Genomic DNA, 24,258 nt, shown 5'->3' on the forward strand with positions numbered 1-24,258 from the left:
ACGAGGATCAACGGGCTCATTGGTGGTCGGCACCGCCCCAGCCAGCCAGAAGTGTCACCACCAAACACCCCCTTCGTGTCACCAATGTCCTGATACAGAACTGTCACCGATGTCTTGAAACACGACACTCACCCGGCCAGGAAGGACCAGCGCACCTCGCGCCGGTCGTTGTCGACGTTGAGGTCGACCAGGCAGATGCTCTGCCAGGTGCCGAGGGCCAGCCCGCCGTCGATCACCGGCACGGTGCAGTGCGGCGGCACGATCGCCGGCATCACGTGGGAGCGGCCGTGGCCGGGCGAGCCGTGGCGGTGGCGCCAGCGATCATCGGCCGGCAGCACGTCCTGCAGCGCGGCCAGCAGGTCGTCGTCGGAGCCGGCCCCGGTCTCGATGATCGCGATGCCCGCGGTCGCGTGCGGGACGAAGACCTGGAGCAGACCGTCCCCGCGGCCCGCCACAAAGTCCGCGGCGTCGCGGGTCAGGTCGAGCACCACCTCGTCGGCGCCGGTGCGATAGGTGCGGACCTCACTCTCCATCGCGCAGCGCCTCCTCGATCCGCTCGACCTTGGCGGTGAGCTGCCCGTCGTGGCCGGGGCGGATGTCGGCCTTGAGGACCAGGCCGACGCGCGGGGAGACCTCGGCGACGACGTCGACGGCCCGCTTGACCACGGCCATCACCTCGTCCCACTCCCCCTCGATGTTGGTGAACATCGCGTTGGTCTGGTGCGGCAGGCCCGACTCGCGAACGACGCGTACGGCGGCAGCCACCGCCTCGGTGACCGACCCGCTGGGGTCCTGGGCGACGGGTGAGATGGAGAAGGCGACGAGCATGCGGGCCACGCTAGGACATCGACCTCCAGAGGCGCCCCACGGGTTCAACGTGAGTCACGCCGAGGAGTTCAACCGGGCGCCGCTGTTGCCCCGAGGCCGGTCTCGATACGCCCGCTCGCTGGCGCTCGCGACCTGCTCGATCACCGAGGACCAGGAATCAGGCGTTCGCGCCCTGGCCCGGCAGCGCACCCTGGGGGTCGGGCGTACCCCCCTGGCAGCTCGCGCCGAACTCCGGCGCAGTGTGACCGTCGCCGTACTCCTCGAGGAAGAGGCCGAGCCGCTCGTCATCAGCGCCGTCGAGCGCGAGCTGGGCCTCCCAGACGGTGACGACCACCGGCGACGGCAGGTCCCCGTGGGGCGACATGATGCCGTTGTCGGGCAGCCGGGCGGCGAGCGCGTCGCGGTCGGACTGCGACAGCTCCGGGTCGTGGGTGATCCAGACGGTGCCGTGCTCGAGGTCGTGGACAGCGTTCTCGTCGCGCACCGGCTCGTCGTACACACCGCACGCCAGCCAGATCGGGGCGTGCGCCCCGCCGGCAGGCGGCGTCTGGGGGTAGGTCACGTCGCCAATGGTGTGGGCGCGGTCGTCGATGACGAAGGTCGCGACCTCGCTGAGGTCCAACGCCTGCTGCTCCGCCTCGTCCCCGCGGATCACCCGGTCGACGAGCGGTGCGGCGAGCGCCGCGCCCATCACGAGGGCGGCGCTGACGCTGGCGAGCACGAGCGGCAAGCGGCTCGGACCGGGCATGACCTCTTCCGTGGCGGGCGGCGGCACGTCGTACGAGGTGTCGGGGTCGCTCACGGCGTCAGGCTACCGACGTACGCCCAGCGTCTCGCGCGTCGCGCCGGTCCGGCAGCAGCGTCCGCAACCGGGCGAGGCGGCGGGATCCCTTCCAGGCGGACGGCAGGCGGCCGCCGCCCCCACCGGTGGTGAGGTCGACGGCCGCCTGTGCCCGCGCGAGGAACTCGCGCAAGGTCAGGCCTTGAGCAGGTTCCGCAGGACGTACTGCATGATCCCGCCGTTGCGGTAGTAGTTCGCCTCGCCGGGGGTGTCGATGCGCACGACCGCCTCGAACTCACTGGTCTCGCCGTGCGCCTGGTCGGTGCCGGGGGCCGGCTCGACCTTGACGGTCACGGTCTTCGGCGTGGTGCCGTCGTTGAGCTCGGTGATGCCGGAGATCGAGATGATCTCGGCACCGGTGAGACCCAGGTCGTCGGCCGTCTTGCCCGCGGGGAACTGCAGCGGGATGACGCCCATGCCGATGAGGTTGGAGCGGTGGATGCGCTCGTAGGACTCGGCGATGACGGCCTTCACGCCCAGCAGCGCCGTGCCCTTCGCGGCCCAGTCGCGCGAGGAGCCGGAGCCGTACTCCTTGCCCGCCAGGACGATCAGCGGCGTGCCGGCGGCCTGGTAGTGCTCGCTGGCCTCGTAGACGCTGGTGACCTCGCCGTCGGCGGTGAAGTCGCGCGTCACGCCGCCCTCGGTGCCGGGGGCGAGCTGGTTGCGCAAGCGGATGTTGGCGAACGTGCCGCGGATCATGACCTCGTGGTTGCCACGGCGCGAGCCGTAGGAGTTGAAGTCACGCTGCTCCACACCGTGCTCGGCGAGGTAGCGACCCGCGGGGCTGTCCTTCTTGATCGCACCGGCCGGGCTGATGTGGTCGGTGGTGACCGAGTCGCCAAGCTTGAGCAGCACCCGCGCGCCGACGATGTCGCTGACCGGCTCGGGGTCCTGCGGCATCCCGTCGAAGTAGGGAGGACGACGCACGTAGGTCGACTCGGGGTCCCACTCGAAGGTGTTGCCCTCGGGGGTGGGCAGCGACTGCCAGCGCTCGTCGCCGGCGAAGACGTCCTGGTAGGAGTCGTTGAACATCTCGGAGCTGATCGCCATCGCGATCGTCTCCTCGACCTCCGTCGGGCTCGGCCAGATGTCCTTGAGGAAGACGTCGTTGCCGTCCTGGTCCTGGCCCAGCGCATCGTTGAACAGGTCGAGGTCCATCGAACCGGCCAGTGCGTAGGCGACGACCAGCGGCGGGGACGCGAGGTAGTTCATCTTGATGTCCGGGTTGATCCGGCCCTCGAAGTTGCGGTTGCCCGACAGCACCGAGACGACCGCGAGGTCGGCCTCGTTGACGGCGGCGCTGACCTCGGGGATGAGCGGGCCGGAGTTGCCGATGCAGGTCGTGCAGCCGTAGCCGACGAGGTTGAAGCCGAGCTTGTCGAGGTACGGCGTGAGGCCGGACTTCTCGTAGTAGTCCGAGACGACCTTCGAGCCGGGCGCGAGCGTGGTCTTGACCCACGGCTTGCGCGAGAGGCCCTTGTCGACGGCGTTCTTGGCCAGCAGGGCAGCGCCGATCATCACGCTCGGGTTCGAGGTGTTGGTGCACGAGGTGATGGCCGCGATGGTCACCGCTCCGTGGCCGATCTCGAACTCCTGACCGTCGAGGTTGACCGTCGCCCTGGCGGCGCGGTCCTCGGTGTAGTCGGCCAGCGCCTTCTCGAAGCTCTCCTGCGCCTTGGTGACCTCAACACGGTCCTGGGGACGCTTCGGGCCGGCCAGCGAGGGCACCACGGTCGACACGTCGAGCTCGAGGCGCTCGCTGTAGCGCGGCTCGGCGCTCGGCTCGTGCCAGAGGCCCTGCTCCTTGGCGTACGCCTCGACGAGCGCGAGCTGCTCCTCGGAGCGGCCGGTGAGGCGGAGGTAGTCCACGGTCTGCTCGTCGATCGGGAAGACGGCGATCGTGGAGCCGAACTCCGGGCTCATGTTGCCGATCGTGGCGCGGTTGGCCAGCGGCAGCGCCGAGACGCCCTCACCGTAGAACTCGACGAACTTGCCGACCACGCCGTGCTCACGCAGCATCTCGGTGATCGTCAGCACGAGGTCGGTGGCGGTCGAGCCCTCCGGCAGCTCGCCCGAGAGCTTGAAGCCGACCACGCGCGGGATGAGCATGGAGACCGGCTGGCCGAGCATCGCGGCCTCGGCCTCGATGCCGCCCACGCCCCAGCCCACCACGCCGATGCCGTTGACCATCGTGGTGTGGGAGTCGGTGCCGACGCAGGTGTCGGGGTAGGCGACACCGTCGCGCACCATGACCACGCGGGCGAGGTGCTCGATGTTGACCTGGTGCACGATGCCGGTGCCGGGCGGGACGACCTTGAAGTCGTCGAAGGCGCCCTGGCCCCAGCGCAGGAACTGGTAGCGCTCGCGGTTGCGCTCGTACTCGATCTCGACGTTGCGCTCGAACGCCTGCGGCGTGCCGAAGACGTCGGCGATGACGGAGTGGTCGATGACCATCTCGGCCGGAGCGAGCGGGTTGATCTTCGTGGCGTCCCCGCCGAGCTCGGCCATCGCCTCGCGCATGGTGGCGAGGTCGACGACACAGGGCACGCCGGTGAAGTCCTGCATGATCACGCGCGCAGGCGTGAACTGGATCTCCTGGTCGGGCGCGGCGCTGGCGTCCCAGCCGGCGATCGCCTTGATGTGGTCGGCGGTGATGTCCGCGCCGTCCTCGGTGCGGAGCAGGTTCTCCAGCAGCACCTTGAGCGAGAAGGGCAGGCTCTCGACGTCGAGACCCTCACCCTTCACCGCGTCGAGGCGGTAGATCTCGTAGGACTGTCCGTCCACGTCCAGGGTGCTCTTGGCACCGAAGCTGTCCTGACTGGCCATCAGCCACATCTCCTCGGGAGTTCGCGGGTCTGCGTCCATCTTGCCGTCGCACCCTGAGGTGCGGGAAGGAAGGCGACCCTTAGTTCTGACGTCACAATATCTTGACGTCAAGATATCACAACCGGTCCAGCCTCTGCCCGTGCCCACGCTCCTCCACCTCAACGGTCCTTCCGGCGTGGGCAAGTCGACCCTCACCCGCTCGTGGGCCGGCCGCCACCCCGGCACGCTGCTGTGCGACATCGACGAATTGCGCTCGTGGGTGTCGGGCCGGGGCCTGAGGTCTGGCCGTCTGGCCGTCTGGCCCGGAGTCAGAAGCCGAACAGCTTGCCGAGCGCGGAGAAGAACGTGTTGAACGTCCGGACGATCGGATTGCTCGACCCGCCGGTCGCGGACTTCTGCCAGAAGAGCTGGTGGCTCCCGGTGAACTCGTCGTCGACGAGCGGCGTCCTGCCCCACAGGTAGGGCCAGAACACCTCGGTCCGGTTGACCCCGACGGCGAGCCGGGAGTCGAAGCCCATCACCAGGTTCTGCTCGATCCTGGTGGACCTGCCCCGGGGCGTCGTGGCCACGACGTCGCCGCTGCCCTGGACGATGAGGCTGCCGGTGCCGGCGAACATGATGTAGCGCACCTGCCACGTCGCGAAGGACTGGATGCCCCACCGCCAGCGGGTCTGGAGCTCCGGTGTCCCGATGACGCCGACGACGTGCTTCGGGTGCACGACCACCCCCGGGTGGTCCTCGAAGTCGATGCGCATGAGGTAGGCGTCGGGGCTGTCCGGCGTCGCCAGCGTGGCAGAGGTGCCGCCGCCGTCCCCGGTCACCCGGCTGAGCCCGTAGAGACCCGCCGCGAAGCTGATGAACGGCGACGACCAGTCGTAGAGGAGCCGGCCACGGACGCTGCCCTCCACCGGACGCACGTGCTCCGATCTCGCAGAGAGCACCTGGCCGTCGGCCAGGTCGACGGCCAGCGTCCGCTGCGCGTCGGTGGTGCTCAGGGTCCCGGGCCCGTGCGCGGAGCCGGTCGCGAGGTCGATGCGCCGGTGCACACGAGCGACCAGGGGCATCAGCACGAAGTAGCCGACGACGCGCAGGACGAGGGGCAGGAGCAGGACGAGCAAGGCGATGCCGACCAACCACGGCCACGACCGGGCCCACTGGTCGACCAGCCAGGCCGCACCGGAGTCGCGGGCCGCACGCAGGCTGCGCTGCTCCGCGGTCTTCTGGACGAGCTCGGACTCCGTGTTGTCGATCTGCCGCTCGAGGGTGGACGTCCGGCCGCCGCTGCCCAGACGCAGGAGCTTCTCCTCGCTGCTCAGCTGGGGGTCGCCGAGGATCGCGGCCTGCGCCTGCGCACGGTCGAGGTTCTGCTCAAGCGTGTCGAGCGCCGCGTCGGCCTTCTCGACTGCCTGCTCGGCCGCGTCGCAGGCATCTCCGGGCAGCACGAGGGAGCCGAGCTTCTCCCAGAAGCCGCACACCTCGTCCTCACGATCGCGCAGGCGCTGCACCTCGGCCTGCTTCTCCGAGACGTTCCGGCGCCCGGCCTCGACCTCGGCGGCGATCGAGCTCGTCAGCGACGCGATCGCCGTGCTTCGCTCCTCGGCCGCCCGACGCCTCAGGTCCTCGAGGTCTGCCTGCAGGGCGGCCCGCTCCTCGGTGACCTGCTCCAGCCGCTCCCGGTCGGCGACGGCCTCGCTCACGGTCGGGACGACGGCCTGGACCACGAGGTAGGACAGGAACAGCGCCGCGATCAGGGCGACGAACAAGCCCACCTTCCTCAGGGCGAAGCCGAGGACAACCGCGAGGAGACGCACTTGAGCGATCCTAGGCGAACGGGGACGTGCACCAGGGACGTCGACTCCCACCGGACGTCGGCTGTCCCGACGACCCACGGGTGAAGTCCCTGGTCGCCGTCGCTGCGCTCGACGACGCAGTCGCTCGCCTCGACCAGCTCGGGACCTCGGTCGTCATCCCACCCCGTCCAGGTCGACCGGGCGTGCGGTGTCGCTGGTCGGACCGCTCTCGGGGTGGAAGTCATCCCGGTAGCGCCGCGCGTAGGCGACTCGGACGCGCTCACGGTCTGGCTCCGGCACGTCGGCCGTCTCGTTCATCGCCCGGATCAGCTCGGCCTGGCTCCGGAGGGCCAGCGCGGCACTGGGGCGGTGGAGCCCGGCCAGCGACTGCTCGATGTGGTGCAGCACGTCGAGCAGGTAGATCAGCACGGTCGGTTGCTCCGCCGATGCGATTCTCACCTCGTCGAACGCGATCCCGACGAGCTCCTCGTACGTCGTGGCGTGCGGGACCATCAGGACCAGGCCGTCTCGTCCGGACAACCGGCGAGACGGTGCCTGCCGACTCAGCAGGTCGGCCAGGACCGTGCCGAGGTGAGACATCGCGTCGTGGGCCGTGGTGGGGTCATTGATGCCGGGAGACATGGCCTTCAACGCCACGTCCGAGAGCTGGCGCACACCGTAGGCCATGTCCTGCTGCAACGTCCGGGTCTCCCCCACCATCACCGCTGCTCGGACTGCCTCGGCGATGTCCGCGATGTCGTCGGGGACGGGAGAGATGTGGCAGATCGGCGTGTGCTGGATGGCGTACTGCCCGGCGAAGGTGTCCAAGCGCACCGTCGCTCCGGGCGGCAACACAGACAGGAGCACGTCGTAGTCCACGTTCTGCACCCAGCCGTAGGTGGCGAAGCGCACCGCAGCAGCGCCCTCGGGCAGAGGCGGTGATTCACCCTGCTCGACACCGGACGATTCCGGCTCCGGTTCCGGCCAGGCCGAGCGTGCCTGGGTCAGCACCTCGTCGGTCACGCGGCGCAGGATCTTCGAGACGTCCATGGAGTGAGCCCCATGGTTGATGAAGGCGACGATCGAGAGGATGGAGACGATTCCGAGCACGACTGCGAGCAGGATGGAGACGCTCGGGACGACCGCGTCACCCGCATCCTCCAGCGCCCCTCGAACGGCACGCAGCACGACGAGGCAGTACGTGAACGTTCCGATGACCAGACCCATCACCCGCTTGTTGAACGGGTCGCGGAACATGCCGTGGACGACGCGCGGTGAGTACTGGCTCGACGCGAGCGAGATGAGCAGCAGGCTGACGGAGAACGCGATGCCGGCGAACGTCAGGGTCGCGCCGGCCACCGTGGTCAGCACGGTCCGGGCGCTGTCGACCGTGGCAGTCAGGCGTGGATCGATGCCGGTCACCAGGGCATCGACCACGAGCATCGCTTCGCCGAGAAGGACGCCGCCGATCACGCAGAGCATGGGGACGAAGAAGAGGCTGCTGCGAAGTCGGTCGCCCCAGGCCCTCAGTTGAGACAGCATCTCGCGCTCGTTCCTGTCGCTGGGACCTCGGTCATGGCCACGCGACGGGGCCGGGGCCTCGATGAGGTGGTCTGATCGAGAGTATGCCTCGTTCTGACATGTGCAGATGTCGGCGCTGCGGGGCCGAACGAGTCCCTAACGTCCGGTGGCTGCGCGATGAGCGGCCGGCTCCGCGCATCAGCCGGTCGGCGGGGACGCGGCCTCGACCCCGTCGGCGCCAGCGCATGGCGCGAGGACCCGGCTGCCTCCTCGCGGCGGAAGACGCTGCAGCGACGAGAGCGTCAGTTCGTCCGCGTCGGTAAGGTCTCGTGCTCTCGACCCTGACGGTCGCGCCGATCCAGCAGTGAGGGACTGAGCCATGGGCAAGAAGAAGTCGGGCACTGGCGCGTGGAGTGCCGACCCGCGAGACGCCCTCAGGGCCCACCCGGACTTCGACCTGTTCCAGATGGACCGTGGCGGCACTCCGGGCTGGGAGGACGACAAGGGCGCCGCGAAGAAGTTCGGTGCGCAGCGCGGTGGCCTGCTCAGCGAGCTCCAGGAGCGGCTCTACGCCGAAGGCCGGACAGGAGGCAGTCGGTCGCTCCTGGTGATCGTCCAGGGCCTCGACACTGCGGGCAAGGGTGGCGTCGCCCGGCACGTCATGAGCAAGGTCGACCCTCAAGGGGTGGCTCTGCGCTCGTTCGGACCTCCGACAGAGGAGGAGCAGCGGCACCACTTCCTGTGGCGGATCGAGAAGGAGCTGCCGGCCCCCGGCCTCATCGGCGTCTTCGACCGGTCGCACTACGAGGACGTCCTGGTCGCGCGGGTCGATGAGCTCGTCGCGCCCGAGGTCTGGGAGGAGCGGTACGACGAGATCAACGACTTCGAGGCCGACCTCGTCGCGGGTGGCACCACCGTGGTGAAGGTCGCCCTGATGATCAGCCACGACGAGCAGGGCATGAGGCTGATGAAGCGGCTCGACCGTCCCGACAAGCACTGGAAGTACAGCGCGAGCGACCTTTCCACCCGGCGTCGCTGGGACGACTACCAGGACGCCTACGCCGACGTGTTCCGGCGCACGTCCACTGATGTGGCGCCCTGGTACGTCGTCCCAGCCGACCACAAGTGGTACGCCCGCGTGGCCATCACCGAGATCCTGACCCAGACGCTGATCGACCTGGACCCGAAGTGGCCCTCGGTCCGTTGGGACCCGATGGTCCAGCGGCGTGAGCTCGCACAGACCTTGAGCACCCGAGCACTCGCCGACTCTCTCAGCGAGACCGACGAGCAGGTCGAGAAGTCGATCAAGTCCAACCGCGAAGTGCAGAAGAGGGCCGCCCGGGCCAGCAAGGTCGGCGACGGCTCGGATCCGGTCGCCGACGCCGACGCCACGGCCCGAGAAGCCGAGGCGTACGCGGCTGCTGCCGCCGCGATGGCCGACCAACAGCGCACCCGTCGCCAGAAGGCCGAGTTCCTGGCCGAGCGCGACGGCACCTGACGCACAGCTGTTCAGGGGGACATGTCACCGGAGGCCAGGTCCGGACTGCGGGCGGCGGAGCGACACGGCCTGACGCCGGCCCGCGGAGCGTCCCGCATCACAGCACTCCTGCGCGGTCTTCCTCTGACCGCTCGACCGGTTCATCGTGACTGCCGTGATCACGGCGGCGCCAGGCGATGGCGAGCGCAACGAGCACGACCGCCAACAGCGGCAGCCAGGTCGGCACGTGCGCGGCCCACTCGGTGACCGCCCGCTGCGCGGAGTACTCGACGTCGGTGAGGTCGCCCATGCCGAGGGACCCGGTGAGCCCGGCCGTGCCGTCGTAGCGCAGGAACACCACACCGACGGCGATGAACAGCAAGCCCGCGACCAGTGACGTGGTGTGCACCCGCAGGTGTCCCCACGTCAGGGTGCGGCCACGCAACCACCGGCGGCGGCCGAGCTCGAACCGGTCCCACAGGGCCGCGAGGACGAACAGCGGAGCCGCCATGCCGAGGGCGTACACCGCGAGCAGCGCCCCGCCCTTCCACGGCGAGTCCTGGGTGGCCGCGACGGTGAGGATGGCACCCAGCACCGGGCCCGAGCAGAAGCCCGCTAGCCCATAGACGGCTCCCAGCAGCAGCGTCGACAACCAGCCGTTGTCGCCGCGCGTCGACACCGCCGCTTGGAGCCGCGCGACGCCCGGCACGGCGAATCCACGTCCGGCCAGCTGGAGCACGCCGAGGCCGATGATGCTCCAGCCAGCGATCGTGATCAGCAGCGGCCGGTGACCATAGAACAGCGACGACGCCGCGCTCGCACCGGTGCCGAGCGGCACGAGGGTGATGAGCAGGCCAAGGTAGAACACGAACGTCCGGGCCAGGAGTGCTCGGCGGCTGGCGAACGCGTAGGCGAAGAAGGACGGCAGCAGCAGGGCGCTGCACGGCGACAGCAGCGCCAGGACCCCGGCCGCGAACGCAGCCAGGACTCCGACCTCGCTCATCGACCCGCGCCCCCCGCGTTCTCGGCCACATCGGCGGCCTGCTCGATGGTCTGCTCGAAGACCTCGGTCGGCTGCGCGCCGATGACCGGCACACCGTTGATGACGAACGCGGGCGTACCGGTCACCCCGATGGCCTGCCCCTCGGCGAAGTCCTTCTCGACGGCCTCCTCGTGCTCGGCGGAGCCGAGGTCACCGCGGAACCTCTCGACGTCGAGGCCGATGTCCTCGGCCACCGAGATCAGGTAGTCCTCATCGAGGTTGCCGCTGTTCGGCGGCAGCTGCTCGGCGTACATCGCCTCCTCGAACTCCCAGAACTTGTCCTGGGCGGCGGCTGCACGCCCGCCACGGGCTGCCACGTGCGACTCCTCACCGAGGTAGGGGAAGTCGCGCCACTCGATGCGCAGCGTGCCGTCCTCGACGTACTTCTCGACCAGGGTCGGTTCGGTGTCGCGGGCGAACTTCCCGCAGAACGGGCACTGGAACTCCGAGTAGGCGACCATCACGACCGGCGCGTCGGGCTCGCCCAGCGCCATCGGGTCGCCGGCGTCGCGGCGCACCAGCTCCTCCCACGTCTGCGGCGGCGCGGCCGACTCGGTCGCCGGCGCCGCATCGACAGGTCCGTTCGTCTCGTCGTCACCGCTGCCCTCCACGAGCACGAAACCGAGGGCGAGAGCCGCGACAAGGGCGACGATGAGCGGGACGACGGGGGTCGTGCGCTGTGCAGACACGAGCAGGAACTCCAGACAGGGGGTAGACGGTGGGTGGACGGGGGCAGTCGGGGATCGTCCGCGACGGTCCGGGGCCTCGGGGGAGCTCGGCAGGTTCAGCCGGCGGGTCCAGCCGCGGGCCCAGAGGCCGGCGCGCGGGCCGGCTGCACGGGGCACGACAGCTCGCCGCGCAGTCGGCTGCGCAGTGCCCAGACCAGCAGCGCAACGGCAGCAACCTGCAGGACGGGCTGGAACGGCTCGAACCACGTCATCGCGCCCGCACTGCCCAGGGCGAGAAGGACGAGCTTGTTGCACACCGGGCAGCCGACGGCGAAATAGGTGAGCAGCCCGCCGGCCCAACCACCCCGGCGGCTCGAGGGTCGGTCCGGCTGGACGGGAGCGCGCACGTAGGTCGCCACGAGCAGGCCAGCGAGCAGCGAGGACACCAGCAGCGAGGGCCACGCCCACCAGGTGGCCGGCACCTCGCGTCCGAAGACCGGTGTGTCGATGAGGTCGGTGGGGATGGCGACGACGAGCACGAACCCGGCCGCGGTGGAGAGCGCGACGAGCCAGCGTCGTGCCGGCCAGGTGAGCAGGACCGACCATGGGGTGGTCATGCCGCGCCCGCAGCGACGGGGAGCCCCGCGGTGCGCCACTCCAGCATCCCGTCCTCGAGGCGCCTGGCCTCGACGCCGGCGCCGCCGAGGATGCGCACGGCGTCGTGCGCCATGACGCAGAAGCTGCCGCGGCAGTAGGCCACCACGGCGGGCGTCTCGCGCAACGTGTCCACCTCGGCGCCCAACGTGTCGAGCGGTGCGCTCCGGGCGCCCGGGATGTGGCCGGCCAGGTACTCCTCGGACGGGCGCACGTCCAACAGGGTGACCTCGCCCGCCGCCAGCATCTGCTCGAGCTCCGCGCGCGTCACCAGGCCCACCTCGCCGGATCCGGGCAGATCGAGGTAGACCTCGAGAGCCTGGCTCACGTCGGCGGAGCGTTCCCGTGCGACGCTGCGCATCGCGGCGTACAGCTGGGCCACATCGTCGCCCGCAAGGCGGTAGAACACCTTGGTGCCTTCGCGCCGGGTCCGCACGAGGTTGGCGAGCTTGAGTACCTGCAGGTGGGCCGAGACAGTGCTCATTCCCATCCCGGCGGCACGCGCCAGCGCTTCGACCGTGCGCTCGCCCTGGGCGAGGAGCTCGACCAGCTCGAGCCGCTTGGGGCTGCCGAAGGCCTTGCCGACCACGGCGAGCTCGTCGAAGAGCCGGTTGCGCCTGTCGTCTGATTCCATCAGTCCTCCAAAGATCTTTGGAAGACTATACGGGATGGGCACACGGGCCCTCTCGTCGCGAGCGCTCGCTCCACGCCATGGATCCGCACGGCGTTCCCCACCAACGTCCAGGGCCGGCTGTGGCATATCCGCCGGCTCGCCGACTGATGGATGTCTCACCCCACCGGTTCCGCCGAACCGTGACAACCAAGATCGCCGAGGTCCACGACGCCGACGCCGCGATGAACCAGCTCGGCCACACGTCCAAGGCGGTCACCGAGCGGCACTACATCCATCGACGGCCCGGTCGTGCCCCGAATCATGCGCTTCCTTGCGGAAGAGCGCTCTGACTCCAGGAGCGATGCCGGGTGAACGTGCGTGATGTCGCTCGATGTAGCTCACTTCGGCCGGGTATTGCTGGTGTTTGCGATCAGTAGATGACCACGGCACGGACGCCCTACGTACTCGTCGGCCTCGACCCGGCACCGACCCGGACACGGTGGCGGATCGCATCCGCGAGAGCGTCGGTGGAGTGAGTGTCGCAACCCGAATGGCAGTGGGCACACACCCGAAAGGCCTGACGTCGGGTCTGAGGAAGCGGCGTTGAGAGATTACAGTCGCCCGGATGGGATGGATGATCAGTGCGGCTGGCCTACTCGTTGTCTTGGTGGCGCTGTGGGACATCTTCCACACTCTGTGGCACCCGGGCGGATTCGGCCGGATCGCTCGGTGGGTGTTCCAGCTCGTGTGGTTGGCCACCAAGCACGTGTTGCCCGGCCACAGCCGGCACCTCGCCGGGCCGATCGGAATCCTCGGAACCGTGGCGTTGTGGACCGGTCTGGTGGTGATCGGCTGGACTCTGGTCTACCTGCCCCACATGTCGGACGGCTTCTACTTCGGGTCTGCACTCAGACCCGAGCAGTCTTCCGATGCCCTGACCGCCCTGTACCTGTCGTTGGTCACCGTGGCCACGCTCGGCTTCGGTGACGTCACCCCGGCCGACCCCGTCCTGCGCCTGCTCGCACCGTTCGAGGCGCTTCTCGGGTTCGTCCTCCTGACCGCCGCCATCTCATGGATCCTGCAGGTCTACCCCGCCCTGGGCAGGCGGAGGTCTGTTGCGAAGCGGTTGAGCCTTCTGCAGTCGAGTCATGCGACTGCCGTGGTGGCCGGTGGGGAACCATGCGTCGCTAGCCGCATGCTGGACGCCGTGACCGACGGCACGATCCAGGCCGAGACGGACCTCATGCAGTACGCCGAGTCCTACTACTTCATCGAGGAAGAGGAAGAGCTGTCGCTGGCTGCGTCCCTCCCCCACGCCCTGGAGCTGGCGGAGGCCGGAAGGTCGTCGTCCTCGCGCGAGGTGCAACTCTCAGCCGACATGCTCACAGCGGCCGTCGAGAGCCTTGCCCTGCTGCTGGACCGTGCCTACCTCAAGACCGGGTCCGCGACACCGGAGGTGCTCGCGTCCTACCGCGCCGACCACGGATTCGAGCCCCACGCATGATGACGAAGGCGCGGGGCAGGGCGCTGCCATGACCCTTGACGTGCTGCTCATCGCGACCGGCGCGCTCGGCGTGCTGGTGGCTGCGTTGTCTGCACGAATCAGGCGTCTGCCCGTATCCGAGCCGCTCCTTGCTCTGGTGGTCGGCGTGCTCGTCGGGCCCGAGGTGCTCCGAGCTTTGCCTCTTCCACCGATCACCACCGAGCACGCGAGCGTTCACGACGCGACACGGATCCTGCTGGTGATATCGGTGATGGGAGTCGCGCTGCGCTATCCGTTCGGTTCGGTCCGTGCCCAGCTCCGGCCGGTCTCGATCCTGTTGTTGGTGGCCATGCCGGCCATGACGTTGGTCTCCACAGGCCTGACCGCCGCCATCCTCGGGGTCACGCTGGGCGCTGCGCTGCTGCTCGGGACAGCGATCTGCCCTACCGACCCGGTCCTCGCCTCCAGCGTGGTCACCGGCAAGCCCGCCGAAGAGGACCTACCGGCCCGTGACCGGCAGATCCTCTCCCTGGAGTCAGCCGCCAACGACGGTCTGGCCCTGCCGTTCGTGCTCGCCGCGGTCGCGTTCGCGGGACCGATGACCGCCGGGCAGGCAGTTGCCGAGGCGCTGTGGCAGGTGACGGGCGCTGTCGCCCTCGGCGTGCTCGCCGGTTGGCTCGGCGGTCGAGCCTTGCGGACAGGCGACGAATACGGGGCTGCGTCCCACGGCCCGATGCTGCTGTTCACCGTCCTCCTCGCCCTGCTCGTGCTGGGCCTGTCGGGCGTGCTCCACCTTGACGGCGTGCTCGCAGCGTTCGTCGCCGGCCTCGCCTTCAACCTCACCAGCACCGGCAGCGAGCGGACCGCAGACCTGGAGATCGACGAGGCTGTGAACCGATTCGCGGTCCTACCGATGTTCGTCCTGCTGGGCGCCACCCTGCCTTGGTCCGTGTGGGGCGAGCTGGGGTGGGCGGCGATCCTGCTGAGCGTCGCCGTGCTCTTGTTCCGCCGCATGCCCGTCCTGTTGCTGCTCAAGCGACCCCTGCGTCTGGGCTGGCCGGACGCCCTGTACCTGGGCTGGTTCGGACCCGTCGGAGTCTCGGCGGTGTTCTACCTGACCCTCGAGGCCGAGGAGCTCGGCCTTTCCGACACCGTCATGGGCGCCGGGATCATGATCGTCGTCGCGAGCACCGTGGCCCATGGCGTGACCTCCTCGACCGGCCGGCTGCTCTACCGACGCCTCACGGGCGAGACCGCAACCGGACAGCCAGTGCTCGAGGGTTGACCCTCCGCCACGTGGCCTGCGGTTCCCCATCTGGGGAACCCGTCAGATCGAGAAGACACTCCAGAGGACGCCTGCGCCTATGCCGAGCACGAGGCTGAGAGCCGAGGTCACCACCGCCGCCGTTGCCGACCAAGCACGAGGAACGAACGCTCCTTCTGGCAGGGTCCGCGCGGGGGGTTCCCCTCGGCCGTAGACGGATGCGATCCACCGAAGGTAGTAGAAGAGGCTGATCACGGTGTTGACGAACACCAGCACGGCCAGCCAGGCAAGCCCGCCGTCCCAGGCGGCGGCGGTGGTGGTGAGCTTGCCGGCGAAGACGACGGTCGGTGGGGTGCCGACGAGGCCGAGCAGCGCCACCACGAGGGATGCGCCGAGCCATGGCCGGGCTCGGCCCATGCCGCGGTAGGAGTCGAGGTCGCGCCGGTCGGGGAAGGCGGTCGTCACTGCGAATGCCGCGAGGTTGGTGACGGTGTAGCCGGCGAGGTAGAGCAGCAGGGAGGGCAGGGCGAGGTCGCTGCGCCCGGCGACGGCGACCGGCACGAGGAGGTAGCCGACCTGGCTGACCGTGGACCAGCCGAGCAGGCGTCGGGGGTCGGTTTGCCAGTAGGCGGCGAGGTTGCCGAGCGTCATGCTGGCAACCGCGAGGACGGCGACCAGCAGCGGCCAGGCGAGGGTGTCGGGGAGCATGGCGATGAGTCGGTAGGCTGCGACCATCGCGCCGATCTTGGGCACGGTGGTGAGGAAGGCCGCGACCGCCCCGCCCGCACCCTCGGCGGCATCGGGGACCCAGAAGTGCCCCGGGATGCCGCCGGCCTTGAACATCAAGCCACCCAGCACCGCCACGACGCCCGCCGCGACCACGCCCTGCGGCGCCTCAGCAAGTCGACCGGTGAGGTCGGCGTACGACGTGGTCGCGGAGACTCCGTAGAGCAGCGTGACCCCGAGCAGCAAGAGGATGCCGAACAGGGCACCCAGCAGGTAGGTCTTCATGGCCGCCTCGGCTCCGCGGGGGGTGCGCGCGATGCCGATCAGGCCGTAGAGCGGGATGCTTGCGAGCAGGAACCCGACCACGACGACGAGCAGGTCGTCGGCGCCGGCAAGGACAAGCGTGCCGGTCGTCGAGAACAGGAAGAGTGCGTAGGTCTCGCTCTCCCGTGGCGAGCCGGCGACCTCGTCGGAGGCCAGCGCGAGGACGATCAGCGTCCCGAGGGCGGCGACGATCCGCGCCACTCCGGTGGCGGTGTCGACGGTGAAGGTGCCCTCCATCGCCGGCTGGGCCGGGCTGGGGAGGTCGACCGCGGCCAGGATGGCGGCAGCGACCAGCGCGACCGCGGCGATGGCACGGGTGACCCACTGGCGGGTCCGCGGGAGGAAGGACCCGCTGACCAGGACCGCGAGCCCGCCGAGGAACAGCACGATCTCCGGCAGCAGCAAGAGCGGCCGCATGGCCATGTCGGAGCCCACGGATCTACCTTCCGACGAGCTCGACGGCGACCTCGGCCGCGGGCTCGATCACGGCGAGCAGCGGTCGGGGGAATACTCCGATGAGCAGGGAGAGCACCAGCAGCGGGCCGACCGACCAGACCTCGGCGGCGCGCAGGTCGGTGAAGCCGACCGAGCGGCAGCGGGTCTCGCCGGTGAAGATCCGTTGCAGCGCTCGGAGGAACAGCGCCGCGGTGAGGAGGATTCCGACGAGCGCGATCGCCGTGACGGGGGCGGCGGCGATGCTGCCGGTGAAGATCTGGAACTCCGCGATGAAGCCGGACAGCCCGGGAAGGCCAAGGGATGCGAAGGCACCGACGGCGAAGAAGGCGGCGAATCGGGGGGCGGGTCCGGCCAGGCCGCCGTAGGAGTCCATGTCGTAGGTCGCTGCCCGGTCCTGGAGGACGCCGGCGAGGAGGAACAGCGCACCTGTGATCAGCCCGTGGCTGACCATCTGTGTGACGGCACCGGTGACCGCAATGGACCGTGCCTGCGCGGTGTCGTCCGCGACGAGCCCTGCGGCGCCGACGGCGAGGACGATGTAGCCCATGTGGTTCACCGACGTGTAGGCGACCATCCGCTTGAAGTTCGTCTGGGCCAGGGCCACCAGGGCGCCGTACACGACGGAGACGATGCCCACGACGACGATCACCCACGCCCAGTCCCGCCACGCCTCGGGCAGCATCGGCATCGCGATCCGCACGAATCCATAGGCGCCCATCTTCAGCAGCACGCCCGCCAGGACCGCCGAGCCGATCGCCGGCGCGTCGGTGTGGGCCGGGGGCAGCCAGGTGTGGAACGGCACGGTCGGGGTCTTCACCGCCAGTCCGACCAGGATGGCGGCCAGCACCAGCCCACCGGCAAGCGACGACCCGGCGAGCGGGGTCTGCTCGGCCAGCTCGACCATGTCGAAGGTGTGCGGGTCGGCGGCGATGTAGAGGCCGATGAACCCGACGAGCAGGGCCAGGGAGCCCAGGAACGTGTAGAGGAAGAACTTCATCGCCGACCGGGCGGCGTTGCCGTGACCCCAGCCGGCGATCACGAAGTACATGCCGACGATCGAGAGGTCGAAGAAGACGAAGAAGAGGATCAGGTCGGCGGCGACGAACAGGCCCATGCTGACGCTCTGCAGGAAGAGGAACAGCGCAGCCTGGAGACGCGGCCGGTCGGTCTCGCGCAGCGCAAAGATCGCGCAGGCGAGGAATATCACCGCGGTCATCGCGATCAGCGGCAGGGACAACCCGTCGACGCCGAGGTGGTAGCTGCTGTTCACGCCGGGGATCCACTCGGCCTGCTCCTCAAAGGCGAGTCGTCCGGGCGTGGGCGTCTCGTAGCGCAGCCACGCCGCGACCACCAGGGCGAGGTCGGCGGCTGCGACCGCGACCCATGCCCATCGTACGGCCGTGTCGCCGAGCCGCGGAAGCGCGAGCAGGGCCAGAGCGGCAGCCAGAGGCAGGAAGACGATCAAACTGAGCACGTTCACCTCACCGTGACAAGGAGCAGGACGCCGATCGCGAGCACCGCGACGGCCTGGATGTAGTACTGGTGCAGCTGGCCGGTCTGCGGACGACGTGCGAGCCGGCCGAGGCGGCGCAGCTGCGCAGCGAGCCCCTCGACCGCCCGATCGAACCACCGGTCGTCGTCCCGTGCCGCACCAGCCGCGGCCAGCAAGGACGCCCGGGACGTTGCCTCGACCGCCCCGTCCAGCACCCGGTCGTCGAAGGTCGATGCCCGACGCGCCAGACCGAGCGCGGCCGCGGCGGACCCGGCCACGCCCCGGTCCAGGACGCGGTCGTCGAAGCGCGCCAGCGCCTCTGCCAGCGCGAGGGTCGGGCGTACGACGAGGGCCTGTGTTGCGCGCTCGAGGCCCAGCCAGGCCAGGGCCCAGCCCGGTTCCGGCACAGGACGCCACCACACGAGCGCGAGCACCCCCAGTGCGACCACGACCGACGCAGCCATCTCCGCCCATGTCGGGTGGAGCGGCTCCTCGCCGAGAGCGCGGACGACCGTGTCGCCGAACGGCGGCAGCGCGAGCACGCCGAGGACCACTGCGCCGAGGGCGAGGGCGACCAGCGGCGTCTGCTCCAGCATGCCGATGTGGCGGGTGCCTCGCTCCTCCTCGTCGAGGTGTGCCTCGACCTGGGCGTGTTCCCGCTCGGGTAGCTGTCGCCACAGCATCACCAGGATCTTGCCGGCGTAGGCCGCCGAGAACGCGGCCGCGGCGAGGCCGACGGCGTAGAGCCACGGTGAGTCCGCCAGCGCCGCGGCGAGGATCGCGTCCTTGGTCGCCCACAGCGCCAGCGGGGCGACGCCCGCGAGGGACAGCGCACCCGCGGTGGCTGCCCAGCCGACCAGCCGCCACCTTCGAGCCACGCCACGCAGGCCAGCGAGATGCTTGGTGCCGAGCACGGTGAGCCAAGCCCCGGCGGCGAGGAAGAGCAGCGCCTTGGTTGAGGCGTGGGCGACGAGGTGTGCCGCTCCCCCGCTCACCGAGGCCAGCCCGGCGCCCATGACCACGAAGCCGAGCTGGGCGGACGTGGAGGCGGCGAGGAGCTGTTTGAGGTCCCGCTGCGCCACGGCGACGGCGCCGAGCAGCAGTGCGGTGAGCGCGCCCACCCAGGCTGCAGTCGGCGCGGCCCAGCCTGTCGCGGCCAACAGCGGCTCGGTGCGCAGCAGCAGGTAGCCGCCCATGGCGACCATGGCGGCGGAGTGCAGCAGTGCGCTGACCGGGCTCGGGCCCTCCATCGCCCGCGACAACCAGAACGAGAACGGCAGCTGGGCCGCCTTGCCGAGCGCTGCGACCAGGACACCCGCCGCGACTACGTGGCGCCACCCCTCGCTGCTCGCCGAAAGGTCGCCCAGTGCCAGGCCGGCTCCACCAGCGAGCGCTGCTCCAGCCGCGACGTACAGCCCGACGTCCGCCGTGCGAGTGGTCACGAACGCGGTCAGGCCCGCGGTGACCCGGTGGTCGTCGCGCCACCAGAACCCGATCAGGGCGAACGACGTCGCACCCATCACCTCCCAGGCGAACAGCAGCGCGGGCAGCGTCTCGGCAGTAGCCGTCAGGAGCGCGGCGGAGGCGAAGAGCAGCATGAGCCCGTGGAACCGGGCCTGTGACTCCCGGATCTCGCCGGCCGAGAACACCAGCACGAGCAGGCTCACGACCGCCACGGTCGGTGCGACCAAGGCCGACAGCGCATCCACCCCGAAGGCGAGATCGCTGCCGGCCATGAACGGGACCGACACCCTCGGCCGTTCGAGGGCGACCACCACCGACAGTGCGGCTGTGGTGAAGGCCGTGGCCACCGACACGGCGGCCGCCCCCTGCTCCAGGCGGGAGAGTGCGAGCCCTCCGCCCACCACGGCGGGCAGCAGAACGAGCAGCCAGAGTGCGGTCTCGGACATGGACATGGTCACCCCGACAGGTCCGTGGCCATGTCGGTCATGTCGGCACCACGCTCACGATGCAGCAGCGTGGCGACCGCGAAGCCCATCGCCATCTCCACGGTCATCGCGGCGATGATCACCATGAGCAGGACCTGCCCGGTCGGGTCGGGCGCGAGGAACCACCAGACGCCGGCAGCGGCGAGAATGACAGCGTTGATCATGAGCTCCAGGCCCATCATCACCATCACCACGACCTGCTGGGAGATCGCGCCGTACAGCCCCACGCTGAAGATCGCCGCGGCGATGAGCAGCGTCGCCTCCAAGGTCATCGGCCGACACCTCCCGGCTGAGGGTCGTCTGCGGGACGCTGCTTCAGGTCGTCGCCCAACCGGTCGTAGCGGGTGCGGTGTGCGGCCAGCACGACGCCAGCCACGATCGTGGCGACCATGACCGGACTGATCACCGCCATCACCAGCATCTTCGGGCCCATCAACGACTCCCCCAGCGCCATGGTGACGTCCGACGACGGACCGCCCAGGCGGGCGGGCCAGTCGACCATCAGGATGCCCGCCGCCAGCCCCAAGAACGTGGTCAGGGCGACGGCGATGGCGGTCCTGTTGCCGTGCACCATGCTCATCGGCATCAGCGCCGGGTTCATCCCCATGAACATGACCATGTAGACGGCCATGATCGCCATCTCCATGACCATCATCAGGATCGTCACCACTCCGACGTAGTTCTGCTGCAGGAAGAGCACCTGCAGACCGACCGCGACGAACGACAGGGCGAGGGCGTACGTCGCGCGCGCCATCGAGTTGACGTAGAAGACCGCAGCGCCGCCGAGCAACGCGACGAGCCCGAACCCCCAGAAAGCGATGTCGCTGATCACGTTCACGACCTCCAGACGGCGATGACGGCGACGACCAGGTCCTGCAGCAGCACGGCCGGGAGCAGCAGCATCCAGCCCACCTCCATGAACTTGTCGGGGCGGAAGGCCGGCAACCGCCGCCGCAGCCAGACCAGGACCGCGAGCAGGGCAACGGTCTTCACCGGCACCCACGCCCAGTCCGGGAGCAGTGGGCCGGCGCCGCCACCGAGGAACATCGGGACCGCGAACGCGGCGCCGGCGGCGAGCAGTGCGTAGCGACCCGCCTCGAACACCAGCCGGTCCACGCCCGACAGCTCCGCGCGGGCGCCGCCGGCGATGTCGGCGCCGAGGGCCGGGGCGAACGGTCCCCACACGGAAAAGGCTGCGACCCCGAGCAGGTAGACCACGAACGCCACCGGCATCCAGACGACGAACCAGAGGCCGTCCTGGGCCGCCGCGACCTTGCCGACGTTCAGGCTCTCGGCGGCGATCGCCGGAGCGACCAAGGCAAACATCAACGGAAGCTCGTAGCCCAGGCCGTGCGCCAGGAACCGGTAGCCGCCGACCAGCGAGTGTGCCGAGTTCGCACCCCACCCGGTCAGCCACACCAGCGCCCAGACCATCACGTCCATGGCGTTGAACCACATGACGCCCACGTCGAGGTCGAAGATCGTCCACTCCCCCAACGGCACGACCGTCACCATCAGCGCGGCCACTACCAGCAGCCCGGCACCACCCATGCGCCACAGCAGGCGGTCCGCCTCGACGGTGGTACGACGACGCTGCCGCATCAGCCGGGCCGCCTCACCGAACGGCCGCGTCACACCGCTTGCTCCGCCGCCGGCACGCGCGGCGAGGGCACCGTCCAGCATGGCAGCGGCAACGGCCAACACACCGAGCATGGCCAAGGCGGCGATGGCCCAGCCGGGTGCAACGGTGGTGATCGGCGAGTCCGTCATCGGCATCGGGTCAGCCATGGGACACCTCGTGCTCCGCCTGACCAGCGACCAGCTCGTGGACGTCGAGGCTGGCGAGGACCAGACGTGCCGTGGCGAGATCCAGACCCGTCACCAGAGGTGCCAGGTGGTCGGTCGAGAGTGTCCGGTCGGCGACGTTCGTCCGACCGGTGTCACCGGCGGCGGTCGCGGCAACACCGGCGACCGCCCGGTCCAGCATGCCGATCAGCCGGTCGTAGGTGTCACCGACCGCGTCGGCCGGCAACCCCCGGGCGTGCGCGCCCTCGTCGCTCAGCCGCCTGACGCCTCGGAGCGACCAGCGCAACGTCCACGAACGACGGACCCTCCGGCGCAGACGCTCGAGATCCGAGCCCGCCGCTCCGTCCCCGGGCTCCAGAGCGGTGTCGCGGATCCGCCGGGCCTCTGCCGCGGCGTCGTCCCACCCCGTCAACGCCAGGAGCGAGGCGATGTTGTCGATGCCGCGGGCTGGCCCGATGACGTCGTCCTCTTGGCGGGCAGCCCCGTCGACGAGCTCGGCCTGTGCCTCGACGATGACGTCGCCCTGCAGCGAGCAGCGCAACACCAGCCCGGCCGGCCAGTGCGGCAGAACAGGCCCGAAACGCACCTGCAAGACGTCCATCTCGAGGCCGTCGCGGTCCTCACCGCCCTCCGCGAGCGGGATCCCTCCCGGGGACATCTCCATGTCGTCATGGCCTTCGTGGCCGCCGTGGTCCATGCCGTCGTGGCCGCCGTGGTCCATGCCCTCGTGGCCGCCATGGCTCTCGGCTTCAGGTTCGGCCTGCTCGGCGAGGAGTTCGGAGGCGGTGGGTCGCTGTTGCGCGTCACGGCGGTGGTGGTCGGTGTCGAGCAGGCCCCTGTGCGCTTCGTCCAGTCGAGCACCCACTTCGTCGCCCGCGTGCACGTCCACGCGCACCCGTGGTCCCGGCATCTGGTGCCAGACGCTCTCGATCGCCTCCGCGAGCCCCGGCCCGGGTGCGCCGCACACGACGAGTACGTCGGCGTCCGCGGGTGAGTCGGCGAGGCGCCATCCTCGCGCGAACAAGTTGCGCTCCGCCGTCATTCGCGCGCGCCACGAGCCCGGCACCTCGACGACCAGAGCGTGAGCGTGCCGGGAAGCGCTCCGTGCGAGCACGTCACTCAGACCCAACGCAGTGCCCCCTCCCGCCATGCCCAGAGCACGGCGACGAACAAGGCAGCCAGGAAGAGGAACATCTCGACGACCGCGGTCACGCCGACCTGTGCGACGACGACCGCCCAGGGATACATGAACAGCATCTCGACGTCGAAGGCGAGGAAGAGCAGCGTCGCGAGGTACCAGCGCACGTGGTACCGCGACAGTGCGTGCTGCGCGGGGGCCCAGCCCGACTCGAACGGAAGCACGTTCAGCGAGTCTGGCGCTACGGCGGTGAGCCTGTGCAGCGCGTACAGCCCGAGTACGAGTACCCCGACCGCGCTCGCCATCGCGACAACCCCTGCGTACATGACTCTCCTCTCGCGTTCAGATCGTCGCCACCGGCTGGCCATGGACGGGGATCCGTGCTCAGGGGCCGGCCTCGAAGTCCGGGACGGGGCGCTGCTCGGCCTCTTCCTCGGTGGTGGCGGCGCCGTTCTTCTCGATGTCCTCGATCAGCCACTTCATCTCGGCGATCTCGATGCGCTGAGCCTCGATGATCTCGTCGGCCAGCTTGCGCACACGCACGTCTTCGATCTCGGACCGCTCGCTGGTGAGGATCGCGATCGAGTGGTGCGGGATCATGCCCTTCATGTAGGACTCGTCCTGCACGAACGTCTGCGACCGGGACAGCCACAACGCGGAGCCCCCCACGACGAGCGCGGCGACGATGATGGCGACGTTGACCTTGACGTTCTTGTACATCATCCCCCACATGAAGCCGAGCATGATGATCGCCATCGCCGACCCCATGAGGATCGCCATGTAGACCCGCTCCTCGCTGAACGTCATGTGCGACCAGGTGAACGCGTTGGTGTAGGTGAGCAGGAACATCGTCACCGTCGACGTGGTGATCATGGCCGCGAAGACGAGGTACATCTTGCGCTCGTGCAACTTGCGCTGCTCGTGCTCGGAGGACTGGTTCTGATCGGACTTCGTGGTCATGCTGGGTCTCCTCTCATCGGGGATACTTGTCCACATCGCCGGTTGTGACACCGGAGCCTGTCGTCGGTGATCCGGGGCGATGGTCTTGCCTGCGCCTATCGGTCGCTGTCGCCTCGGAGCTGACGGAGACGGTCCTGGTACTCCTCGTCGGTGAGCTCGCCACGGGCGTAGCGCTCGTCGAGGATCTCCTGCGCTCGAGTTCTCCCGGTCCCCGGTCCAGGCGGTGGCGCGCTGCCACTGCCGCGGTTCGCGCCTCCGCCGCTGCCGCGAACCAGCAGCACGACGACGAGGACGATGACCAGGATCATGACGGGCCAGATGAACCACATCCCCATGCCCCCTCCGTTGCCGTACATGGGTCTCACCTCGCTTTCATTCCTCGAGCCCGAAGCTCCGCCTC

The 24,258-nt window shown here is 69.7% G+C and carries 25 protein-coding genes; 4 read left to right on the forward strand and 21 right to left on the reverse strand.

The features are described from left to right. Nucleotides 1-128: 128 nt before the first annotated feature. The 7 genes from K4G59_RS14990 to K4G59_RS15020 all read right to left on the reverse strand — a co-directional run bounded on the left by K4G59_RS14990 (nucleotide 129) and on the right by K4G59_RS15020 (nucleotide 7,827). Nucleotides 129-533: a YjbQ family protein gene (locus K4G59_RS14990; RefSeq protein WP_231251876.1), complete on the reverse strand. Its 405-nt coding sequence runs from the start codon at nucleotides 531-533 to the stop codon at nucleotides 129-131. Then, complete coding sequence (locus tag K4G59_RS14995) at nucleotides 523-828, reverse strand: MTH1187 family thiamine-binding protein (protein ID WP_231251877.1); 306 nt, start codon at nucleotides 826-828, stop codon at nucleotides 523-525. The genes K4G59_RS14990 and K4G59_RS14995 overlap by 11 nt, the downstream gene beginning before the upstream one ends. Before the next feature lie 157 nt (nucleotides 829-985). Further along, entirely contained in the window at nucleotides 986-1,630 is a 645-nt protein-coding gene (locus K4G59_RS15000) for a thioredoxin-like domain-containing protein (RefSeq protein WP_231251878.1), read from the reverse strand. Between the two features lie 4 nt (nucleotides 1,631-1,634). Beyond that, nucleotides 1,635-1,802 carry a hypothetical protein gene (locus tag K4G59_RS15005; protein ID WP_231251879.1) on the reverse strand — a complete coding sequence of 56 codons (168 nt, stop codon included), beginning with the start codon at nucleotides 1,800-1,802 and terminating at the stop codon, nucleotides 1,635-1,637. Nucleotides 1,803-1,804: 2 nt separating this feature from the next. Beyond that, a complete protein-coding gene (gene acnA / locus K4G59_RS15010; protein WP_231252041.1) occupies nucleotides 1,805-4,495 on the reverse strand; it encodes an aconitate hydratase AcnA in 2,691 nt (896 codons plus the stop codon). A gap of 308 nt (nucleotides 4,496-4,803) precedes the next feature. After that, a complete protein-coding gene (locus K4G59_RS15015) occupies nucleotides 4,804-6,306 on the reverse strand; it encodes a hypothetical protein (protein WP_231251880.1) in 1,503 nt (500 codons plus the stop codon). A gap of 153 nt (nucleotides 6,307-6,459) precedes the next feature. After that, entirely contained in the window at nucleotides 6,460-7,827 is a 1,368-nt protein-coding gene (locus K4G59_RS15020; protein ID WP_231251881.1) for a DUF2254 domain-containing protein, read from the reverse strand. A 358-nt stretch (nucleotides 7,828-8,185) separates the two neighbouring features. Here K4G59_RS15020 and K4G59_RS15025 point away from each other — a divergent pair, with 358 nt between their 5' ends. Further along, nucleotides 8,186-9,304 carry a PPK2 family polyphosphate kinase gene (locus K4G59_RS15025; protein WP_231251882.1) on the forward strand — a complete coding sequence of 373 codons (1,119 nt, stop codon included), beginning with the start codon at nucleotides 8,186-8,188 and terminating at the stop codon, nucleotides 9,302-9,304. Nucleotides 9,305-9,401: 97 nt separating this feature from the next. Here the strand turns inward: K4G59_RS15025 and K4G59_RS15030 are convergent, their stop codons facing one another. From K4G59_RS15030 to K4G59_RS15045, 4 genes are all read right to left on the reverse strand, one after another. Then, nucleotides 9,402-10,286 (reverse strand): cytochrome c biogenesis CcdA family protein, encoded by an 885-nt coding sequence (locus K4G59_RS15030; RefSeq protein ID WP_231251883.1) that lies wholly within the window; start codon nucleotides 10,284-10,286, stop codon nucleotides 9,402-9,404. Beyond that, entirely contained in the window at nucleotides 10,283-11,014 is a 732-nt protein-coding gene (locus K4G59_RS15035) for a DsbA family protein (protein ID WP_231251884.1), read from the reverse strand. The genes K4G59_RS15030 and K4G59_RS15035 overlap by 4 nt, the downstream gene beginning before the upstream one ends. A 95-nt stretch (nucleotides 11,015-11,109) precedes the next feature. After that, nucleotides 11,110-11,610, reverse strand: a complete 501-nt coding sequence (locus tag K4G59_RS15040; RefSeq protein WP_231251885.1) for a hypothetical protein — start codon at nucleotides 11,608-11,610, stop codon at nucleotides 11,110-11,112. Beyond that, entirely contained in the window at nucleotides 11,607-12,281 is a 675-nt protein-coding gene (locus K4G59_RS15045) for an ArsR/SmtB family transcription factor (protein WP_231251886.1), read from the reverse strand. The genes K4G59_RS15040 and K4G59_RS15045 overlap by 4 nt, the downstream gene beginning before the upstream one ends. 604 nt (nucleotides 12,282-12,885) lie before the next feature. Here K4G59_RS15045 and K4G59_RS15050 point away from each other — a divergent pair. Then, nucleotides 12,886-13,764, forward strand: a complete 879-nt coding sequence (locus K4G59_RS15050) for a potassium channel family protein (RefSeq protein WP_231251887.1) — start codon at nucleotides 12,886-12,888, stop codon at nucleotides 13,762-13,764. A 28-nt stretch (nucleotides 13,765-13,792) separates the two neighbouring features. Beyond that, nucleotides 13,793-15,028 (forward strand): cation:proton antiporter domain-containing protein, encoded by a 1,236-nt coding sequence (locus tag K4G59_RS15055; protein WP_231251888.1) that lies wholly within the window; start codon nucleotides 13,793-13,795, stop codon nucleotides 15,026-15,028. Between the two features lie 42 nt (nucleotides 15,029-15,070). Here the strand turns inward: K4G59_RS15055 and K4G59_RS15060 are convergent, their stop codons facing one another. Genes K4G59_RS15060 through K4G59_RS15090 form a run of 7 tightly spaced genes read right to left on the reverse strand, consistent with a single transcriptional unit; the run spans nucleotide 15,071 to nucleotide 22,424 of the window. Continuing rightward, the gene (locus tag K4G59_RS15060) at nucleotides 15,071-16,492 is read right to left on the reverse strand and encodes an NADH-quinone oxidoreductase subunit N (protein WP_231251889.1); all 1,422 of its coding nucleotides are present in this window, start codon (nucleotides 16,490-16,492) and stop codon (nucleotides 15,071-15,073) included. Between the two features lie 4 nt (nucleotides 16,493-16,496). Beyond that, a complete protein-coding gene (locus K4G59_RS15065) occupies nucleotides 16,497-17,987 on the reverse strand; it encodes a complex I subunit 4 family protein (protein WP_231251890.1) in 1,491 nt (496 codons plus the stop codon). 2 nt (nucleotides 17,988-17,989) lie between these two features. Beyond that, nucleotides 17,990-19,915 carry a proton-conducting transporter transmembrane domain-containing protein gene (locus K4G59_RS15070; protein WP_231251891.1) on the reverse strand — a complete coding sequence of 642 codons (1,926 nt, stop codon included), beginning with the start codon at nucleotides 19,913-19,915 and terminating at the stop codon, nucleotides 17,990-17,992. 8 nt (nucleotides 19,916-19,923) lie between these two features. Further along, nucleotides 19,924-20,226 carry an NADH-quinone oxidoreductase subunit NuoK gene (locus K4G59_RS15075; RefSeq protein WP_193667652.1) on the reverse strand — a complete coding sequence of 101 codons (303 nt, stop codon included), beginning with the start codon at nucleotides 20,224-20,226 and terminating at the stop codon, nucleotides 19,924-19,926. After that, the gene (locus tag K4G59_RS15080) at nucleotides 20,223-20,786 is read right to left on the reverse strand and encodes a hypothetical protein (RefSeq protein ID WP_231251892.1); all 564 of its coding nucleotides are present in this window, start codon (nucleotides 20,784-20,786) and stop codon (nucleotides 20,223-20,225) included. Before K4G59_RS15080 ends, K4G59_RS15075 begins: the two co-directional genes overlap by 4 nt. Nucleotides 20,787-20,788: 2 nt before the next feature. After that, nucleotides 20,789-21,742 carry a complex I subunit 1 family protein gene (locus K4G59_RS15085; RefSeq protein ID WP_231251893.1) on the reverse strand — a complete coding sequence of 318 codons (954 nt, stop codon included), beginning with the start codon at nucleotides 21,740-21,742 and terminating at the stop codon, nucleotides 20,789-20,791. Continuing rightward, the gene (locus K4G59_RS15090) at nucleotides 21,735-22,424 is read right to left on the reverse strand and encodes a hypothetical protein (protein WP_231251894.1); all 690 of its coding nucleotides are present in this window, start codon (nucleotides 22,422-22,424) and stop codon (nucleotides 21,735-21,737) included. The genes K4G59_RS15085 and K4G59_RS15090 overlap by 8 nt, the downstream gene beginning before the upstream one ends. A gap of 6 nt (nucleotides 22,425-22,430) precedes the next feature. Between K4G59_RS15090 and K4G59_RS15095 the strand changes: the two genes are divergently transcribed. Next, nucleotides 22,431-22,754 carry a hypothetical protein gene (locus K4G59_RS15095; RefSeq protein WP_231251895.1) on the forward strand — a complete coding sequence of 108 codons (324 nt, stop codon included), beginning with the start codon at nucleotides 22,431-22,433 and terminating at the stop codon, nucleotides 22,752-22,754. A 125-nt stretch (nucleotides 22,755-22,879) separates the two neighbouring features. Here K4G59_RS15095 and K4G59_RS15100 read toward each other — a convergent pair whose 3' ends face one another. The 3 genes from K4G59_RS15100 to K4G59_RS15110 form a co-directional block, all read right to left on the reverse strand. Then, nucleotides 22,880-23,266 (reverse strand): NADH-quinone oxidoreductase subunit A, encoded by a 387-nt coding sequence (locus K4G59_RS15100; protein WP_308189406.1) that lies wholly within the window; start codon nucleotides 23,264-23,266, stop codon nucleotides 22,880-22,882. A 16-nt stretch (nucleotides 23,267-23,282) separates the two neighbouring features. After that, nucleotides 23,283-23,858, reverse strand: a complete 576-nt coding sequence (locus tag K4G59_RS15105) for a DUF305 domain-containing protein (protein ID WP_231251896.1) — start codon at nucleotides 23,856-23,858, stop codon at nucleotides 23,283-23,285. Nucleotides 23,859-23,953: 95 nt separating this feature from the next. Continuing rightward, the gene (locus K4G59_RS15110; protein ID WP_231251897.1) at nucleotides 23,954-24,214 is read right to left on the reverse strand and encodes an SHOCT domain-containing protein; all 261 of its coding nucleotides are present in this window, start codon (nucleotides 24,212-24,214) and stop codon (nucleotides 23,954-23,956) included. Between the last annotated feature and the right edge of the window lie 44 nt (nucleotides 24,215-24,258).

Origin of the sequence: Nocardioides furvisabuli, from assembly GCF_021083185.1 — a bacterium.
In the GTDB taxonomy this organism is placed as follows: domain Bacteria; phylum Actinomycetota; class Actinomycetes; order Propionibacteriales; family Nocardioidaceae; genus Nocardioides; species Nocardioides furvisabuli.